The 18,488-nt window shown below is 71.1% G+C and carries 17 protein-coding genes; 10 read left to right on the forward strand and 7 right to left on the reverse strand.

The genetic code is table 11. The features are described 5' to 3' along the window. Nucleotide 1 precedes the first annotated feature (1 nt). From KCQ71_RS22650 to KCQ71_RS22670, 5 genes are all read left to right on the forward strand, one after another. Entirely contained in the window at nt 2-1,741 is a 1,740-nt protein-coding gene (locus KCQ71_RS22650; protein WP_223410678.1) for a dihydroxyacetone kinase family protein, read from the forward strand. Further along, nucleotides 1,738-2,196, forward strand: coding sequence for a ribose-5-phosphate isomerase (locus KCQ71_RS22655; protein ID WP_223410688.1), 459 nt, complete (start codon nt 1,738-1,740; stop codon nt 2,194-2,196). Before KCQ71_RS22650 ends, KCQ71_RS22655 begins: the two co-directional genes overlap by 4 nt. Further along, on the forward strand, nt 2,189-2,923 hold the full coding sequence (locus KCQ71_RS22660) for a triose-phosphate isomerase (protein ID WP_223410690.1): 735 nt from the start codon (nt 2,189-2,191) through the stop codon (nt 2,921-2,923). Before KCQ71_RS22655 ends, KCQ71_RS22660 begins: the two co-directional genes overlap by 8 nt. Nucleotides 2,924-3,026: 103 nt before the next feature. Next, on the forward strand, nt 3,027-3,371 hold the full coding sequence (locus tag KCQ71_RS22665; protein WP_223410692.1) for a hypothetical protein: 345 nt from the start codon (nt 3,027-3,029) through the stop codon (nt 3,369-3,371). A 199-nt stretch (nt 3,372-3,570) separates the two neighbouring features. Continuing rightward, nucleotides 3,571-3,867, forward strand: a complete 297-nt coding sequence (locus tag KCQ71_RS22670; RefSeq protein ID WP_223410807.1) for a type II toxin-antitoxin system PemK/MazF family toxin — start codon at nt 3,571-3,573, stop codon at nt 3,865-3,867. Between the two features lie 57 nt (nt 3,868-3,924). On the opposite strand, the gene KCQ71_RS22675 is transcribed toward KCQ71_RS22670, so the two are convergent. From KCQ71_RS22675 to KCQ71_RS22685, 3 genes are read right to left on the reverse strand one after another with little or no spacing between them, the layout of a single operon-like run. Continuing rightward, entirely contained in the window at nt 3,925-6,192 is a 2,268-nt protein-coding gene (locus KCQ71_RS22675) for an FAD-dependent oxidoreductase (RefSeq protein ID WP_223410694.1), read from the reverse strand. Next, nucleotides 6,189-7,055, reverse strand: coding sequence for a MurR/RpiR family transcriptional regulator (locus KCQ71_RS22680; protein WP_223410703.1), 867 nt, complete (start codon nt 7,053-7,055; stop codon nt 6,189-6,191). The genes KCQ71_RS22675 and KCQ71_RS22680 overlap by 4 nt, the downstream gene beginning before the upstream one ends. A 41-nt stretch (nt 7,056-7,096) precedes the next feature. Beyond that, nucleotides 7,097-8,134, reverse strand: a complete 1,038-nt coding sequence (locus KCQ71_RS22685) for a LacI family DNA-binding transcriptional regulator (RefSeq protein WP_223410705.1) — start codon at nt 8,132-8,134, stop codon at nt 7,097-7,099. Nucleotides 8,135-8,283: 149 nt separating this feature from the next. Between KCQ71_RS22685 and KCQ71_RS22690 the strand changes: the two genes are divergently transcribed. Genes KCQ71_RS22690 through KCQ71_RS22705 form a run of 4 tightly spaced genes read left to right on the forward strand, consistent with a single transcriptional unit; the run spans nt 8,284 to nt 12,925 of the window. Next, entirely contained in the window at nt 8,284-9,777 is a 1,494-nt protein-coding gene (locus tag KCQ71_RS22690) for an ADP-ribosylglycohydrolase family protein (protein WP_223410707.1), read from the forward strand. Between the two features lie 47 nt (nt 9,778-9,824). Further along, complete coding sequence (locus KCQ71_RS22695; protein ID WP_223410709.1) at nt 9,825-11,162, forward strand: ABC transporter substrate-binding protein; 1,338 nt, start codon at nt 9,825-9,827, stop codon at nt 11,160-11,162. A gap of 24 nt (nt 11,163-11,186) precedes the next feature. After that, nucleotides 11,187-12,131, forward strand: a complete 945-nt coding sequence (locus KCQ71_RS22700) for a carbohydrate ABC transporter permease (RefSeq protein ID WP_223410711.1) — start codon at nt 11,187-11,189, stop codon at nt 12,129-12,131. Beyond that, nucleotides 12,131-12,925, forward strand: a complete 795-nt coding sequence (locus KCQ71_RS22705) for a carbohydrate ABC transporter permease (protein ID WP_223410713.1) — start codon at nt 12,131-12,133, stop codon at nt 12,923-12,925. The genes KCQ71_RS22700 and KCQ71_RS22705 overlap by 1 nt, the downstream gene beginning before the upstream one ends. 10 nt (nt 12,926-12,935) lie before the next feature. Here KCQ71_RS22705 and KCQ71_RS22710 read toward each other — a convergent pair whose 3' ends face one another. Then, complete coding sequence (locus KCQ71_RS22710) at nt 12,936-13,787, reverse strand: phytanoyl-CoA dioxygenase family protein (RefSeq protein ID WP_223410715.1); 852 nt, start codon at nt 13,785-13,787, stop codon at nt 12,936-12,938. Between the two features lie 15 nt (nt 13,788-13,802). Here KCQ71_RS22710 and KCQ71_RS22715 point away from each other — a divergent pair, with 15 nt between their 5' ends. Beyond that, nucleotides 13,803-14,711 carry a helix-turn-helix transcriptional regulator gene (locus tag KCQ71_RS22715; RefSeq protein WP_223410717.1) on the forward strand — a complete coding sequence of 303 codons (909 nt, stop codon included), beginning with the start codon at nt 13,803-13,805 and terminating at the stop codon, nt 14,709-14,711. Here the strand turns inward: KCQ71_RS22715 and KCQ71_RS22720 are convergent. The 3 genes from KCQ71_RS22720 to KCQ71_RS22730 form a co-directional block, all read right to left on the reverse strand. After that, nucleotides 14,623-16,368 carry a DUF4091 domain-containing protein gene (locus KCQ71_RS22720; protein ID WP_223410719.1) on the reverse strand — a complete coding sequence of 582 codons (1,746 nt, stop codon included), beginning with the start codon at nt 16,366-16,368 and terminating at the stop codon, nt 14,623-14,625. The two genes, KCQ71_RS22715 and KCQ71_RS22720, sit on opposite strands and share 89 nt — an antisense overlap. A gap of 79 nt (nt 16,369-16,447) precedes the next feature. Beyond that, nucleotides 16,448-16,936, reverse strand: a complete 489-nt coding sequence (locus tag KCQ71_RS22725) for a DUF7937 domain-containing protein (RefSeq protein WP_223410721.1) — start codon at nt 16,934-16,936, stop codon at nt 16,448-16,450. A gap of 160 nt (nt 16,937-17,096) precedes the next feature. Then, nucleotides 17,097-18,476, reverse strand: coding sequence for an FAD-binding oxidoreductase (locus tag KCQ71_RS22730; RefSeq protein ID WP_223410730.1), 1,380 nt, complete (start codon nt 18,474-18,476; stop codon nt 17,097-17,099). Nucleotides 18,477-18,488 lie beyond the last annotated feature (12 nt).

The raw sequence follows: 18,488 nt of genomic DNA on the forward strand, positions 1-18,488 counted from the left end.
CATGACCCACCTCGTCAACGATCCCAAGACGTTCGCCGCAGACGTCCTCACCGGCTTCACCAGGGCGCATGCCGACCGGGTCCGGGAGGTGCCCGGCGGCGTGGTCCGCGCGGCCCCCGCGGCGCCCGGAAAGGTCGCCGTGGTACTCGGCGGCGGGTCCGGGCACTACCCCGCCTTCGCGGGGTGGGTGGGGGAGGGGATGGCCGACGGCGTCGTGTGCGGCAACATCTTCGCCTCGCCCTCTGCGGACCAGGCCGTCACGGTCATCCGCGCCGCGGACCGCGGCGCCGGGGTGCTGCTCGGCTTCGGCAACTACGCCGGGGACCAGCTGCAGTTCGGCCAGGCGGCCCGAGAGCTGCGGGCGGACGGCATCGACGTGCGGATCGTCACCGTGACGGACGACCTCGCCTCGGCCGCCGAGCCGGAGCAGCGCCGCGGTATCGCCGGTGACCTGATCGTGTTCAAGATCGCCGGCGCGGCCGCGGCCGCCGGCGCGGACCTGGACGAGGTCGAGCGCGTCGCAACCCGGGCCAACGCCCGCACCCGCACCATCGGGATCGCGCTCGCCGGGTGCACCCTCCCGGGCCAGGACGAGCCGTTGTTCACGGTCCCGGCGGGCCGGATCGCGCTCGGCCTCGGAATCCACGGCGAGCCCGGCCTGAGCACCGAGGACCTCGGCAGCGCGACGGAGGTCGCCGACGACCTGGTCGACCGGATCCTCGCCGAAGCACCCGAGGACGCCGAGCGGGTCGCCGTCCTCGTCAACGGGCTCGGTGCCACCACCCACGAGGAGTTGTTCGCCGTCTATGGCCGGGTGGCCGATCGGCTCACCGGGGCCGGCCTCGTGATCGTCGCCCCGGAGGTCGGGGAACAGGTGACCAGTCTGGACATGGCCGGCCTGTCCCTGACCGTCACGTTCCTCGACGCCGAGCTCGAGCGCTACTGGACGGCGCCCGCGGACACACCCGCGTTCCGTCGCGGACGGCCCGGCCCGACCCGGGCGGACCCGGCGCCCGCTGCCGCAGATCCCCTGGCCACCCTCGCGCCGGCGCCCTCCGTGACGGCCGTGTCCCCCGGCGGCGAGCACTCCCGACGGGCGACCGAGGACCTGTTGCGCACCGCCGCTGCGGTCGCGGCCGCGATCACCGAGCACGAGGCGGAGCTCGGCCGGCTGGACGCCGTGGCCGGCGACGGCGATCACGGGCAGGGCATGGTGCTGGGCATCGACGGTGCGGTCCGCGCCGCCGAACAGACGCACCTGGCCGGGGCCGGCCTCGGAGACGTCCTCGACGCCGCCGGCCGAGCCTGGTCCAACGCCGCTGGTGGCACGTCCGGGGCGCTCTGGGGTGCGGCGCTGCGGGCCGCCGGCGCCGAGGTCGGCAACGAGCGCGCCCCGGATGCCGCCGGCCTCGCCCGCGCCGTGGATCGCGCGGTCGTCGCCGCCGCCGACCTGGGCGGCGCCCGGGAGGGCGACAAGACCGTCATCGACGCGGCGGTGCCCTTCGCCACCCGGCTGCGTTCCGCCGTCGGGCAGGGCACGGCGGCACCCGCCGCGTGGGCGGCGGCGGCGACCGCGGCCGAGGAGGCCGCGCGCGGCACTGCCGCACTCACGGCCCGGCTCGGCCGGGCCCGCACCCATGGTGAACGCGCTCGGGGCCACGCGGACCCGGGTGCCATCTCGTTCGCGCTCGTGGTCGGCACGGTCGCGCAGTCATCGACGGTCTCAGCGGAGGAATCATGAACTGGCGGATCGCGGTCGGTGCGGACAGCGCCGGCTACCACTACAAGGAAGCCCTCAAGCGTGACCTGGAGGCCGACCCGCGCGTGTCCGAGGTGATCGACGTCGGCATCGTGGAAGGGGCGGGCACGGACTATCCGCACGTGGCGCTCGACGCTGCACAGCTCGTGGCCGACGGTGCCGCCGACCGGGCCCTGCTCGTCTGCGGGACCGGGCTCGGCGTGGCGATCTCGGCGAACAAGGTCCCAGGGATCCGGGCCGTCACCGCGCACGACTCCTACTCGGTGGAGCGGTCGGTGAAGTCGAACAACGCGCAGGTGCTCACCTTCGGTGAGCGGGTGATCGGGCTCGAACTGGCGCGCCGGCTGGCCTCGGAGTGGCTCGGGTACACCTTCGACGGCGAATCCCCCTCCGCGGCGAAGGTCGCCGCCATCACCGCTTACGAGCATCGTGACTGAGTTCTGGGTCGGCACCAGCTGGAAGATGACGAAGACGCTCGCGCAGGCGCGCGAGTTCGCCCGCGGGGTCGGGGCGCGTCAGGACTGGCCGGTGCGCCCGTTCGTGGTGCCGCCCGCCACCGCGCTGGCCGCCGTCGCAGCCGAGCTCGGTCCGGGCTCCCCGGTGCGGCTCGGGGCGCAGGATGCGCACTGGGAGGACGCCGGAGCGTGGACCGGGGAGGTCTCGGTGCCGCAAGTGGCCGACGCCGGTGCGACGATGCTGGAGATCGGGCACTCCGAGCGCCGGCAGCACTTCGGTGAGACCGACGAGCGGGTCAACCTCAAGGTGCTCGCCGCCGTTCGGCACGGTCTGCTCCCGCTGATCTGCGTCGGCGAATCGGCCGAGGTGCGCCGGGCCGGTGGTGCCGCCGAGTTCGTCGCGGACCAGGTCCGCGCGGCACTCGCCGAGGTCCCGGCCGCGGCGCCGGTGCTGATCGCGTACGAGCCGATCTGGGCGATCGGGGCCGGCGGCCGTCCGGCCCGGCCCGAGGCCGTGGCCGAGATCGCGGCCGTCATCGCAGCGGCGGCGGGTCCCCGGGCGACGGTGCTCTACGGCGGCTCGGTGAACCTGGGCAACGCGGTGGAACTGGCCCGGGTGCCCGGGATCGGCGGACTGTTCATCGGGCGGGCCGCCTGGGAGGTTTCCGACTACCTGTCCATCGTGGACGCGGTGGGCGATCTCGACTGAGGTAGTGCCCGGGGTCGATTCGGGCTGCGTCGGCACGGGCGCTCGCCCTACCCTGGCTCCCAGGGACGCGCGAGGACGCCGTCGGTGCGGGAGGGAGGCGCGAATGCGTTACGAGCCGGTCGTGGACCCAAGTCAGGACGGCGTGATGACGGCCGGGCGGGTCGTCGCGATCGTGCTCTCGGTCCTGTTCGGCCTGCCCTTCCTGTTCGGCGTGTGGGTGGTGCTGCAGAGCACCGTGCTCGCGCACCCCGAGTCCGACCAGCACGGCTACGGCCTGATCTTCGGCACACTCCTCGCGGTGGTCGCCGGGCTGCTGACGCTCGCCGCGCTGCCGTTCGCGCTCCGAGGCACCGCCCGCAAGATCGTTGGCGCGATCGGCCTGGTGGCCGTCCTGTTCGTGCTCGCCTTCGTCGGGTACGCCGCCTATACGGTGCTCACCGGTTCCTGAGCTGTCCACAGGCCCCAGTGCAGGCGTCCCGCAGGTCCGCCAGGATCGTGTCATTGAAGCGACCTCAGCCCTGTAAGACGGGAAGTCCTACCATTGTGAGTATGCCAAGTATCACGATCCGCACCGACGACCAAGTCGAGCGAGCGTTGGCCGAACTGACCAGCCGCGGCTCCAGCCGCTCGGACGTGACGTCTACGAGCTGAAGGCGCCCAGGAACGCCCAGGGGCACGAGCAGACCGGGCGGCGGTTCGCCGTCGTGCTCCAGTCGGACGATCTCCCGCTGTCCACCTGGGTGGTCGCGCCAACGTCCACGGGGCGGCGTGCGGCGTCCTTCCGGCCGGAGATCAGCATCGCCGGCTCGCCGACCCGGGTGCTCGTCGAACAGCTGACGGCTGTGGACCCAGAGCTCAGGCTCGGGGCCCGGGTCGGGAGACTGACCCGAGACGAGATGACCAGCATCGACGGGGCTTTGGTCGACGTGCTCGGGCTGGGCTGATCTGCCGGGTCCCTCCCGATCCGGCCGACCGCCCCGCAGGCCGGCCGGCCGGCCGCTTCAGCTCTGCGTGTCCGCCCACGCCCGCAGTGACACCACGCGGGCGCTGTCGGTCCCGTTCGTCGCCGTCACCACGAGCCGCACGGCGCTCGCGGAGACCGGCAGCTCGAGCGGGTGCCGCCGGTGCCGGTGCCGGTTGTCGGTGACGTCGGCGACAACGTGCCAACCGCCGTCGACCTCGGCCTCAACCCGGTAGTCCCGGACCAGGGTGGGCAGCACATCGAACGGCGTCCGGTGGTGGTGCAGGTTGATGAGGTCCTCGTCGAGGTCGTCGTCGAAGATGACCGCGACCTCGGCCAGGTCCACCGGCTCGTCCCAGGCCAGCGACAGGGTCGGTTCGGGGTCGTGTGCCAGGGGCTGGGAGATCCACATCTGCGGTCCGCCGAACGGCCGCGCGTAGCCACCGACGGCGCGCTCGGCAGCGTAGGCGTCCGTGGGAGCCTCGAGCCGCACGCACAGGGACCCGCGCTGCAGCACCTGCTTCCACTCCCGCCACTGCTCGGTGTACCGCTCGTCCTCGCCCGGGTCGCGGTGCGTGAACGTCAGGACTCCCGGCAGCGGGGCGTCCGCGGTGTGCACGCGCACGTGGGCATTCGCCCGCAGCACCAGGAACGCGTTGCGCGCCGAGGCCGGGCGCCACTGCGCGGGCAGCCGGACCCACTGCTTCTCACCGGCGGGCACCGCCACGGACACGGTGTCGATGAGGTTGCGCGGGATGTAGTTCTGGCCGAGTTCGGGGTCATGGATCTCGAGCACCAGCTCGGTGTCGACGGCGGCGTCGATCAGGAACTCGATGCCGTCCAGCGCCGGGTCCACCGGGACCAGGAGCCCCACCTGGGTGGCCAGGTCGACGATGCCCGACGGCGTCTGCGCGGCCAGGGTGCGCAGCGTCGAGGACGCGTTCACTCGCGCGGTCAACGCGCCGTCGGCCGGGTCGTCGTGGACCACGCCGAGCACCGCCGCGTCGGCGCGCACGAGCGCGCGGCGGACCAACTCGAAACGGGCAGTCGCCAGCTCGCGGGGAGCGACGCCGTCGGCCACCGCGACGGCGGCCGCGACCCCGGCGGCCTCGCCGATGACCGCGCAGGTGGCCATCACCCGAGTGGTGCCGAACGCCACGTGGGACGCGGAGATGTTGCGGCCGGCCATCCACATGTTCGTGACGTTCTGCGAGTACAGCGAGCGCAGCGGGACGTGATAGTTCCCGTCCGGGTGCCAGTGCCGCGACCCGTGCTCGGTGGCGTACATCCCGCCCGGGGGGTGCAGGTCGATCGACCAGCCACCGAACGCGACCCGGTCGGTGAACGGCTCCTGGCCGAGCACCTCGTGCTGGGTGAGCGTGTGGTCGCCCACGAACCGGCGGTACTCGCGCTTGCCGGGCACCGAGCCGACCCACTCCAGGGTCAGGTTGTCCGCGTCGTACTTCCCGGAGTTCTTGATGTGGTCCCAGATGCCGTACACGGCGGCCTGCAGCTCGTCCCGGATCGTCTCGTTGTCCGCGACCACGTCCCGGTCGCCGCCCCACTCGATCCACCAGTAGTCGCAACCGTTCGCGTCCACCCGGATGCCGCGCAGCTCCGGGATGGAGGTCTGGGTGATGTCCTTCGCGAACGACGGCGGCACGAACTTCACGGGGTGCCCGACGTCCTTGGTGTAGAAGAGGATGGTCGAGCCGAGGGTCTGCGCGTCGCGCTCCTCGGGTGCCCAGGACTCGCCCAGGTCGGCGCGCGACTCCCGGCCGGTGCGGTACCGGGCGCCGGCGAGGAACCCGACCAGCCCGTCCCCGGTGGCATCGATGAACGACTCCGACGTGAACCGCAACCGCCGCTCCGAGCCCATCTGCCAGCCGGTCACCGACCGGATCGTCCGGGCGTCCTCGGGGCCGTCCGCCTCGACCTCGCGCACGTCCGTGTTCAGGAAGAGCGTGATGTTCGGTTCCGCGCGGACCGCCTCGCCGACCACGAGATCCCAGTAGTAGGGGTTGCCGTCGGGGTTCGTGAACTGGTTCTCGACGAACAGCTCGCCCATGATCCCGGTCTCCCGGGCGTAGTGCTGCACGCCGTGCGCGGTCGCGCCACACACCCAGACCCGGACCTCGCTGGAGGAGTTGCCGCCGAGCACCGAGCGGTTCTGGATGAGGTTCACGCGGGCGCCCTGGCGCGCCGCGCCGATCGCGGCGCACACGCCGGCGAGACCACCGCCGATGACGGTCAGGTCCGCGTGGACGTCCTCGGTGGCGATGATGGGCGACGGCGTTGTCTGGGTCACGGGGTTTCTCCGGTTGGTGTGGGGGTCGGGTGGAGGCCGAGCGCGTCGGGAACCCGCTGGGCGACGAGCACCCAGAGCAGGGCTGCGGTGAGGGTGTCGCCGACGCGACCGGCGAAGTGATCGGTCCAGGCGGCGCCCTCACGGGTGCCGGTGAACAGGGCGACGTCGGCGTCCGAGGCGAGTTGCGCCGTCGGGTCCCCGGTGAGGACCACCGTGTGCGCACCGTTGGCGCGGGCGAGGGCGAGGAACTCGGCGGCGACGGCGTCGTGCCCGGAGCGGCTCAGGGCCAATGCGACATCCCCCTCGCCGAGGAGACCGGCCGCGACCCGGGCAGTCTGTGGGGCGTTGTGCCACCACACCGGTCGGCCGATCCGCAGCAGCCTCAGGGACAGCTCGTGGATGGCGATCGCGTCGCCCCACTCCCCGTAAAGGTGGATCCGGGATGCCTGGGCGATCCAGTCCGCGGCGCGGTCCGCCGCTGCGAGGTCGATCGACCCCATCGCCTGCCTGGCGGCACGGTGCTGCGCCGCGACGAGCACCCCGAGGACCTGCTCGGGTGGGTCGTCCGGGCCGATCTCCGTGCCGATGTCCCGCTGCCAGCCACCCTGGACCTCGCGGCCGTGCTCGGTGGCGATCGCGGCGCGCATCGCCGGGAACCCGTCGTGTCCGAGCAGGTCCGCGAGTCGGGTCAACGTGGCCGCGGAGACCCCGGCGGCGCTCGCGAGCTGGGTGATCGACGCGCGGCCTGCCTCGGCCGGGGCGGCCACGATGTGGGCCGCGGCGCGCGCGGTCGCGCCGGTCAGGCTCGGCAGGGCATCGCGCAGGGCCTGCAGCGGGCTGGTGGAGTCAGCGTGAGTGGTCATTCTATGTAAGAAGTTACCGAAAATGCGCCACTCTGGCAAGGTCAACGGTAATGATTTGCAGAGGTGCGGGCGCCGACCGTGCTGGTCCGCACGACGATGGTGGGCTCGAGCACCTGATGGTCGTGCTCGTGGTCCGCGCCGGCCTTGATCTCCGCGAGGAGCAGCGTCGCCGCGGCTTCGCCCATCTCGCGGATCGGCTGTCGCACGGACGTGAGCGGCACCGCGGCGCCGGCTGCGAACGGAATGTCGTCGTAGCCGACCACGGCGAGATCGTCCGGGACCCGGACTCCACGCGTCGTCGCGGCCTGGAGCACGCCGAGGGCGAGCAGATCGTTCGCACAGAAGACCGCGCTGGGTGGAATCGGTGAGTCGAGCAGGCGCTGACCCGCCTCAATTCCCCGCGCGATCGTGTCCTGGGCACAATCCAGAATGTGCTCGGGACGCACCTCGTGGCCGGCGGCGCGCAACCCGTCGACGTAGCCGGACTTGCGGTGCTGGTAGACCGCCGCCTCTCCGGGGCCGCCCACGTAGGCGAAGCGGTCGCGGCCCAGGGCGCTGAGGTGCTCGGCGACGAGGGCCCCGCCGCGGGTGTCGTGCCCGCCCACGGTGCAGGCGTCCAGTTCGTCCTGGGCGTTCGCGATCGCCACGACGGCGAGGCCGCTGGCGCGGGTTCGGGCGATGTTGGCATGGAGGGCGGGGGTGAAGCGCGTGGACGCCAGGATGACGCCGAGCGAGCGCAGCTCCGCGAACCGGCGAAGCGTGGCGTCCTCGCGCTCGGCGCTGTTGTGCGTGCTCGCGATGAACACGGTGATTCCTTCGTCCTCGAGGATGCCCTCGACGCCCGCCGTCAACTCCCCGTAGAACGGGCTGACAGCCTCCAGGACGGCCAGGCCGACGACCTGGCTGCGGCCGGACTTCAGCGCGCGGGCCGAGGCGTTGCGAACATAGCCGGTGGCCTTGATCGCCTCCTCCACCTTCCGACGATTCGCCGCCGTCACCGTGGCGCGCCCGTTGAGAACGTTGGAGACGGTCATGGGTGAGACCCCAGCAAGGCGGGCCACGTCACTGATCGTCGGCATGTCTTCCCTCGTTCCGGTCCGGTGGAGTGACCGTACTGCCTCCCAGGGGGTGGCCCCGTGGCCATCGGCTTGACGTCTCTCGAATTGAATGTAACGCTACACCGACGCGATGTAGCGCTACATTCAATCAAGGACGAGGTGAAGTGGGCATGAAGCAGGTGGATCGCCAGCGAGTGATGGGGTGCTGGCTAGGCAAGGCAGTCGGGGGCACTCTGGGTCAGACCTTCGAAGGCCTCGAGGGCCCGCTCGAGGCCGAGTTCTACGTGCCGGTGCCGACGGAGATGGTTCCGAACGACGACCTCGACCTCCAGGTCCTCTACGCCTGCGTGATGGACCTGATGGACTCACCCGCCGTGGACCGGCACGTGCTGGCGGAGTCCTGGCGCAACCACGTGGAGTTCCCGTGGAACGAGTACGGCGTCGGCATGCGGAACCAAGCCGAGGGCATCGAGCCGCCACACTCCGGAAGCTTCGACAACTGGTTCACCTGTGGCGAGGGCGCGGCGATCCGCAGCGAGCTGTGGGCCTGCCTGGCCGCCGGTGACGCGGACCTGGCCGGTGCCTACGCCTACGAGGACGCCTGCTTCGACCACGCGGGCGACGGCATCGATGCGGCGGTTTTCCTCGCACGGATCCAGGCGCTGGCCTTCGTCGAGTCCGACCCCAAGACCTTGATCGACGGAGCCCTGGCCGGCCTGCCCCCGGAGAGCGGGATCACCCGCGTGGTGCGGGACACGCTGTCCTGGCTGGATGAGGGCCTGGCCTGGCGCGCGGTCCGCGAACTGATCGTGGCGCGCTACGGCAACAGCGACTTCACCGACGTACGGATCAACACCGGCTTCATCATCCTCGGCTGGCTCGCCGGAACGTCCTTCGGGGAGCGGATCCTGATCACGAACAACTGCGGCGGGGACTGCGACTCGTCCACCGCGTCGATCGGTGCCCTACTCGGGATCCTTGATCCCGACTCCATCGAGGAACGCTGGCTGGCACCGATCGGGCGTGACCTCGTACTCAACCCGGAGATCACCGGCATCGAGGCGCCGCCCACCCTGGACGCGTTCACGGATCTGGTCCTCGACCTCCGGGAGCGCCTGGACGGGCGAGCCCCCGAGGCGGTCAGCGGCCCGTTCGATCCGCAGGAGCACCGCATCGAGGTCGGCCTGGGTTGGATGAACACCTCGAACGGCAAGTGGGACGTGCGTGACCAGACCGAGCTCCCGCCGGCCGGCAGCGCCGTGCCGGAGGTGGACCTCACGACGACGACCCTGCCGGGGACCTGGGTGCGGATGCCGGCCGCCGACTTCGCCGACCGGATCCTGGTGCTCCGCTACCGCTTCGATGCGCGCGGACGGACCGACGTCCGGCTGATGTTCAACAGCACCGAGCACTACCGGATCTGGTTCGACGGCGAGTACCTGCACGGAGCACAGGGCAGCCAGTACCAGTTCCCGGCGCCGCACATGGCGCCGCTCGGCCAGTTCATCGACTTCCGACCCGGCTCGGGCGTGCACGAGATCACGATCGCCGTCAAGCGGCCCCCCGCCCACCGCGAGATCGCGGAATGGGTGATCGGCGCCGTCGAACTGCCCGGGCACATGTGGATCGAGAACTCGTTCCGACCCGACGCCGTCGGGCGCTGACCCGCGCACACGCTTCGCTCAACTCTCGACATTCCAATGGAGGACTCATGAGGAAACACTCCCGCATCAGGTTCGCGGCCGCGGCGGCCGCCGTCGGACTCCTTGCACTTGCCGGCTGTTCGTCGGGATCGGTAGACGAGCCGAGCGGCGAACCGGAGCAGGGCACGATCGACTGGTGGGGCTGGAACCCCGACGACAGCCAGTACCAGGAGATCGTCGACCTGTTCAACGAGGAGTACCCGGACATCACGGTGAACTACCGGTTCATCCAGTTCAGCGACTATCTCAACGCGCTCCGTCTCGGCCTGACCTCCGGTGACGGACCCGATGTGTTCGGCGTCCAGACCGGGGCGATGGCGACGCAGTTCGCACCACTGTCCGCGGACCTCACGCCGTATCTCACCGAGAACCTCGGAGACGACTGGTCCGATCAGATCCTGGCCGCTGATCAGCTGAACATCGACGGTTCCCAGATGGGGCTCCCGTGGATGGTCACCGGCGGCGGCACGATCCAGGTCAACATGACGCTGCTCGAATCCCTCGGTCTTGAGGCCCCCACCAACCTCGACGAGTGGCAGGAGGTGTGCGCCGGGCTGGAGACCGCCGGCTACGACTGCCTCATCCAGGGCGCCAAGGACGACTGGCAGAACATCGACGTGTTCCAGGCCATTGCGAACCAGGTCGAGGTGGGCTACTTCTACGACGCTCTCGCCGGCTCACAGCCCTTCGACAGCCCCGAGATGACAACGGCCTTCGAGGGCTGGCAGGAACTGTTCGACCTCGGTGTCATCCAGGAAGGGGCATTCGGCACCACGGCGTACCCGGATGCCGCGGACACCTTCCGCTCGGGGGAGGCGGGCATGATCGCCTTCGGGACGTGGCAGAACCAGGACATGACACAGTCCCGGCTGGACACCTACGCCGAGCAGTACGGCGATCCGGCGGTGGCGCAGACCGAGTTCCTCCTGGTTCCGTTCCCGAACGTGGTCGAGCCTTCCGGCACGGCGGACCTCACGCTGTTCGGCGGTCCCGACGTCGCGTGGTCCATGGATGCCTCGAGTGACGCATCCGCCACCGCGTGGACGTTCCTCAGCTGGCTCTCGACGTCGCAGGCCAGCCAGGAGCGCATCGCCGGCACCCTGCAGCAGCCGGGCCTGGCCTCGGTGGCGATCGACACCAGCGACATCAGGACCGAGCGTCAGACCGAGGCCGTCGAAGCCCAGGCCGGTGCGCTGGCAGACCTGGCCGGCCCGCGCCAGATCGAGAGCGCCGATGTGCAGGCGGCACTCGGGGACGCGTTGGCGTCCGTGGCGAACGGCTCGATGACCGCGGCCGAGGCAGTCACCGCCGTGCAGGCGGCGATCGACACCGCTGCAGCGGCGTAACGCGAACCGGGAGGAGGTGGAGCCATGTCGACACAGACCGAGAGCATGAAACGGGGACCCGCGGGTCTGACGCCCGCCCCGCTCGGCCGGCACGCGTCCGCGCACCTGTCGCGGCATCGGGTGGCCTATCTCTACCTCCTCCCGGCCCTGATCCTCGTGGTCGGGGTCATCTATGCGGGGGTCGGCTACAACGGCTGGGTCAGCACCCTCGACTGGAACGGCATCTCGCCCACGCCACGCAGTGTCGGCCTGGGCCAGTACGGCAAGGCGCTCGGCGATCCCATTGTCTGGTCCGCGCTGTGGCACACGGGCGTCTTCGCCGTCCTCACGATCCTCGTGCAGATGGCACTCGGCCTGCTCATGGCCCTGGTCCTGACCGTCCCGGTACGGTTCGCGAACCTCTACCGGGTCCTCATGTTCGTGCCCGTGGTGATGGCACCGGCCGCCGTTTCCTCGGCCTTCCGGGCGATCCTCCAACCAGACGGGCAGGTGAACGCGGTCCTGGACGCGCTGGGACTGGGCGGGTTGGGTCAGGCCTGGTTGGCTGATCCCTCGCTCGCCCTGATCTCGCTCGCGGGCATCAACATCTGGCAGTGGACGGGGTTCAGCTTCATCCTGTACCAGGCCGCCCTCTCGCAGATCGACGCGAGCGTGGTGGAGGCCGCACAGATGGACGGTGCCTCACCGTGGCGGCTGGTGCGCTCCGTGGTGGTCCCGCAGCTCTCGGGAACCCACGCGACGCTGGCCATCACCGGGCTCATCGGGGCGTTGAAGACCTTCGACCTGGTGTACCTGACCACCGGTGGCGGCCCCGCTCGCAGCACCGAGTTCCTGACCACCTACATCTACGAACAGACCGTCGACAGGTTCAACGCCGGATACGGCGCAGCCCTGTCGATGATCCTGCTCGTCCTGGCGATGGCGTTGACCATCGCGCAGATGGCGGCGTACCGATTCGGGAGGAAATGATGATCGGCACACGCAGCACCCGTCGTTCGAGGCTCATCGCCCAGCTGGTGGCGACCGTCGTGGTGATCCCGTTCGCGTTCCCGCTGGTGACGATCCTCGTCACCTCCTTCGGCGGCGAGGGCGCGGTGGCGAACTACGCGGCCGTGATCTCGGAGACACCCTTCCTCCGGTTCGCGCTGAACTCCCTCGTGATCGCCGTGGGCACGGTGGCGCTGGTGTATGCGTGCACCATGTCCGCCGGGTACGCGTTCGCGAAGATGCAGTTCCGGGGCAAGTCCCTGCTGTTCAACGCGATCCTGGTGGGCCTGATCCTGCCGACGCTGGCGATCATCGTGCCGATCTTCATCACGGTGCAGCGGCTCGGACTGTTCTCGAACCCGATCGCGGTGATCGTGCCGCTCTCGGCCACGCTGGTGCCGTTCACCTTGCTCCTGGCGCGCAACTACCTGGTCGGGATCCCGGACGAGATCCTCGAGGCCGCCCGCGTCGACGGTGCCACATCGTTCGGCACCCTGATCCGGATCGTGATTCCCCTGTCCGCACCGATCTCGGCCGTGGTCGTGGTGTGGGCGTTCCTGCAGGCGTGGAACGACCTCTTCCTGCCGCTGTTGATCCTGCAGGACGAGGACGCTCGTGCGATCACGCAGGTGCCGCTCTACTTCACCAGCCAGTACGGCTCGGACGTGCCGAAGATCTTCGCCTCGCTCGTGCTGCTGTCGCTGCCGATCGTCATCGCCTATCTGGCCCTGCAGAAGCTCTTCGAGCGCGGGCTGACGGCGGGTGCGGTGAAGTGAGGCGCCGCGCTCAGAGTCCGTCCCGGTCGTGCCAGTGCTGCTGCCAGCGCCAGTCGATCGGCTCGCTGGCGCGTTGATACCGGATGTCCGTGGACAAGCGCATCCGCCCGTCCGGGTCCACGTTGTCCAGCGCCGCGTGGATGATGTGCGCGGAGTGGATCATCACGTCGCCAGCCCGGTAGTCGGTCACCAGCCACCGGGCGTCGTGGGCGTCGGCAAGGCCGGGTAGGTCCGCGGTGATGGACGCCGCCGGCCGCTGCAACCGGCCCTCCGCCTCCTCCGCGAGGACCGCCCGGTGTGAGCCCTCGAGGTAGGTGAGGCCACCGAGCGTCGTCGGGCAGTCACCGAGCGGGATCCACATCGACAGCACCCGGTCGGTGCCGTCGCGCAGGTACACGAGGTCGTAGTGGGCCTGCGTGGCCGTGCCGATCCCGTTCTGACCCGGCCTCGTATGCCGCAGGATCTTGCGCCGGTGCAGGTGCACATCGTCACCGAGGAACCAGCCGAACCAGTCCGCGATCGCCGGTAGGCGACACAGGCGGTCGTACTCGGACGAGGGGACGATGTGGCCGAACAGCGCCTGCCGGTACGTGGCCTGGTCGAGTGGCCCCGGGCCGGCGATGCCCTCCTCCGGCCCTGTGCCCGGCCGGGTGACACCAGCCGGCGCCAGTGTCTCGAAGTAGAACCTGCGGAACGCCGCGACCTCCTCGATCGGGAGCTGGTCCCGCAGCAACAGGTAGCCCTGGGCGCGCAGGCGACGCCACAGCGCATCCCGGTCGCCGCGCTCACGGTCCGGGGTCTCGGCGAGTTGGCCGAGGCGGTCTGGACTTTCCGCCAGCTCGTATCCGTTCGACGTCAACATTCGACGTAGGCTAGCGTGCGGCGAACTTCCTGCCCATGGACGATCGGTGGCGGTCACTTGGACTTTTCTGCACCCATTGCCGGTTCTGGCTGGCGCGCGTACCCGGCGGCGGAGCCTGCCCTGCGGGACAGCGGCCTGAGTTGTCGCGGAGCCGGGGAGCAGAGCGGTCCGGCACGGCACACCAGAGACCGCCGTCTGGCCGCGCACGGACTCGTGCTCGTCACCGAGGGTCGCGGCCGCTACGCCGACGAGGCGCACCCCGACGGCGTCGCCGTGGAGGCCCCAGCGGTGATCTGGCTGTTCCCCGGGCTCGCGCACGGATACGGGCCGGACGGCGAAGGCTGGCACGAGTACTGGCTCCTCTTCGAAGGGGTCGGGACGCGCGCGCTCGAGGGCTTCGGTGCCTGGGACCGCGACGAACCGGTACGCCGCGCGGCACCGGAACTCGCCTCGCGGGTCACGCCGGTGTTCGCCCACCTGCGCCGCCTGCTCGCCGTGCCCGGCGGCCGCGGGGCGATGCTCGCGGCGGCGCTGACCCACCAGCTCATTGCGATCGCGGCGGAGTGCGCACCGCCGGCGTCCACGGCGCACGCGCCGGACGTGATCGAGTCCCTGGCCGCCGCCGCGCTGGTGCCGATGCCCGTCGAGCGCCGCGCCCGTGCGCTTGGCCTCACCGAGGCCGAGCTGCGCGAGGCGGTGCTGCGGGCCACCGGGCTCACCCCGCACGAGTTCGTGCTCGCGACCCGTCTGGAGCGGGCCCAGTTCCTGCTGGCGGAGACCACGGCGGGCGTGGCCGAGGTCGCCGTCCAGGTCGGCTACGACGACCCCGCCTACTTCAGCCGGCTGTTCCACCGCCGGGTCGGGATGCCGCCATCGGCGTTCCGGGAACAGGAGACCCGTCGCGCCGAGCCAGAGCGGCGATGATCGCCGCGTCGACCTCCCGGCGTGAGCGCAGGTAGTGCTCGCGGTCGTAGCTGAACGTGGCGTACCCGAGCGTGCCGCCCTGGTCCACGGTGGCCCGCGCCGTGGCCGCGTCAGTCAGGTCACGCAGCAGCTGGAGGGCGCGGTGATCGTCCATGGCCTGGGCGAACACCCGGTACCTGATGCTCGGCCACGGCTGCCCGTCCGGTCCGGGGTACACGATGAACGGGTCCCCCGCCGGGAACGCGCCGTCTGCGCTGGTGTCCGTGAACGGGTCGATCGGACGTGCGGAGTACTGCGCGGCCCAGAAGTTGAAGCCCCAGTGCAGGAAGCCGGGCGCGCCGGCCACGAACAGCTGCCGCCCGAGCACCCGGTTGCGCAGCGACGGCAGCCCGATGAACCGGTTCGCGACGTCGCGGTGCTGGGACACGCAGTAGTACACCCAGGGGCTGTGCCCATGGTCGAGGAACTCCTGCACGTGGTTCGTGGCCACGATCGGGGTGTCCACGGCACCGGAGCGCGCGAACTCGAAGTCGCTCAGCGCGTCCACCACGGTGGCGCCGGCGAGCAGGTCCTCGACCACGGCCCGCGCCGCCCGGTAGTCGGCCAGCATGTGCTCGCGGGGCTCGTCGCTGATGTGGAAGAGCACGCCGCCGTCCCAGTGCTCGGCCAAGTAGGCGCGCAGCGCGGGCAACAGCTCCGCCATGAGGGCCCGGTAGCGCGGGTCCGTCGCGGGCACGTCCCACCCGAACCGCCGCTCGGTGCCGGCCGGGGTCCGGACATAGATGGCAGGGGTCGCCGTCGCACCCCACTGGGTGAACAGGTGGGCGATCTCCACGGTGGTGATCGCGTGCTTGCGACACAGACCCAACCACCTGCCCAGGAGGTCGAAGTCGAAGACGTGACCTCCGCCGTCGGGCGTGATGCCGACCAGCTGCACCGGCGTGCGCTCGGACCCCACCGCGGTGTCCAGCGGCGGCGTCCACGTGGGCGTGAGCACGGAGTTCACGCGCATCCGCGCGGCGGCGCCGAGGTAGGCGTCGAGCAGGTCCCAGTGCTCCTCGCTGAACACCGGCACGTCGTAGTACTCGGCCAGGCTGTCCGCATGCAGCCAGTGCGTGTTGACGATATCCAGCGCGGGCAGTTCGACCGGGTGGACCACGACCTCGAGCGACGCCTCGAACAGCGTGACACCGTCTCCGTCCGCCACGCTCACGCGCAGTTCGTGGCGCCCGGCGAGGGCCGGGTCGGTCACCTCGAGGTCGAACCACAGCGCCTGCCAGTACCCGACGGCGGGACGCACCGGAGTCCCGGACGGCACGGGCCGGAGCAGGTCCGGGTAGAGGCCGGGTGTGTCGCGTAGGTAGCCCTCGTCGTGCCCGTCGAACGCCACCAGGGCGCAGGGCACGAGTTCGACCGTGGACACCTGCACCAGGTGCGCGAGCGGTCCGTCGACCCGCGGGTGCAGCGTGCCGAGAGCGCTGCGGCTCTCCGCGGCGGGCGGTAGGTAGGCGAGCTGGACGGACAACGTCTCGCCGAGGAACCCGGACAGGGGCGCGCCGGCCGCCATCGGCGCCGGGCACTCGTCCGCGAACACCTTCTCCAGGGTGTCGACGAGTTGGAACGTCCAGTCCTGGCGGGGGGTGGGGCGATCGGTCACGTCAGCCAATCCTCGGGTCGCGGTGTTGCGTGGAGACTAACGGCTCGCGCCCACTGGCCTCACGCGCTCGCAGGCACCGTCACCAACCGGCCGGGCCGGCCGGGGAGTCGGGGGCGTCCCGGCGATTCCCCACGATGGCACCGAGTGTCGCCAGCACGCCGCCGGCCACGGCCACGAATCCCGCGGGCCCCCGTTCGATGCGGACGTAGCCCCCGGTGGCACGGCCCTGACCGTCGACGCCGTCCCACAGGACCTCCGCGGTTGGCACCAGGACCAGGGCCACCACCAGGACGAGGAGGCCGAGACCCGCGAGCACCACCGGCCACGTGCGGGTGCGGCGCCAGACCAGCACGGCCACGCCGCCGAGCGCGAGCAGTCCGGCGATGTACAGGCTGATGGTCGCGACGGGGTCCTCGCTGAAGTCCGGGTCCGCGGAGGTGGCGTTGCTGAGCGTCCAGGGCAGGATCGCCGCGACCAGTGCGATCGCGAGCCCGCCGACGGCGAGCACCAGCGCGGTGGTCGGTGCGCGTGACGGACGTCTGACCTGGTGATCCGGGTACTCCTGCATCCCCGGAGTCTAGGCAGGCAGTTGGGTGGCGGCCGGGTCGCAGCGTGGGTGCAGGTGCCCATTGACGCCGCACCCGCCGTGCCGGGATCGCACCCTCACGGTGGGCGAGGTCGACGGCGCGGGTATTGGGTCAGCGGGGCGGCGGTTGGGGCGGGGCTGCTCAGAGGATCGCGCCGGGGTTGAGCAAGCCGTGCGGGTCGAGCGCGTCCTTGATCGTCCGGTTCAGCCGGAGCACGTCCTCGCCCACGTAGTCGGGCAGCCAGGCCTTCTTGGTGCGGCCCACACCGTGCTCGCCGGTGATGGTGCCGCCGAGCCGGATGGCCAGGTCCATCACCTCGCCGTAGGCGACCTCGGCGCGAGCGGCCTGGTCGGCGTCGTCCGGGTCGAAGACCACCAGCGGGTGGGTGTTGCCGTCCCCGGCGTGGGCGATCACGCTGATGACCACGTCCCGGGCGGCGGAGATGTCCGCGATCCCCGTGACCAGGGCGCCGAGCTCGGGCACCGGCACGCCCACGTCGCCGAGCAGGAGCCGGCCCTTGGCCTCCACGGCGGGGATCGCACCGCGGCGCGCGGCGGTGTAGGTCTCGCCGAGCTCGACGTCCGCGGTCACCAGGACCTCCTGGGCGCCCAGTTCCCGGCAGACGGCGGCGATCGCCTCGATCTCGCGGGTCGCGGCCTCGCCGGGCTGGTCGGACTGCGCGATCAGCATCGCCTGGGCCGCGCGGTCGAGGCCGTAGCCGTGGATGTCCTCGACGGCGTTGATCGCGACGTTGTCCATGAACTCGAGCATCGAGGCGCGGGTGCTGCTCGCGACCGCGAGCACGGCCCGGCAGGACGCGTCCAGGTCGGCGAAGGTCGCCACCATCGTCGCCGACGGCGGTGGCTGGGGCACGAGGCGCAGCACGATCCGGGTGATGATCCCGAGGGTGCCCTCGCTGCCCACGAACAGCTTGGTCAGCGACAGTCCGGCGGCCTCCTTCAGGCGCGGGCCGCCGAGGTCGACGGCGGTGCCGTCCGCGAGTACGACGGTCAGGCCGAGCACGTAGTCGGTGGTCACGCCGTACTTCACGCAGCACAGTCCGCCGGCGTTCGTGGCGACGTTGCCGCCGATCGAGGAGAAGCCGATGCTCGCCGGGTCCGGCGGGTACCAGAGCCCTATGGCGGCAGCCGCTGCCTTGAGGTCGGCGTTGATCACGCCGGGCTCGACGAACGCCATCCGGGTGACGGGGTCGATCTCGACGTGCGTCATCTCCGCCATCGACACCACCAGCCCGCCCTCGACGGCGGACGCACCGCCGGACAGGCCGGAGCCGGCACCGCGCGGGACGATCGGGATCCCGTGCACCCCGGCGTAGCGCACGACCTGCTGGACCTGCTCGGTGGTGTGCGGCAGGACCACGGCCATCGGCAGCCCGGCGTTGGGGTCGAGCGCACGGTCCCAACGGTGCGCCTCCCGCTCGTCGAGGCCGTGCAGCACCTTCACCCCCGGCAGTGCCCGGATCAGGTCGTCAACACCGGCGGATCCTGCACCGTCACTCACTGGGGTTCTCCA

Source organism: Occultella gossypii, assembly GCF_019947135.1.
Lineage (GTDB): Bacteria > Actinomycetota > Actinomycetes > Actinomycetales > Beutenbergiaceae > Occultella > Occultella gossypii.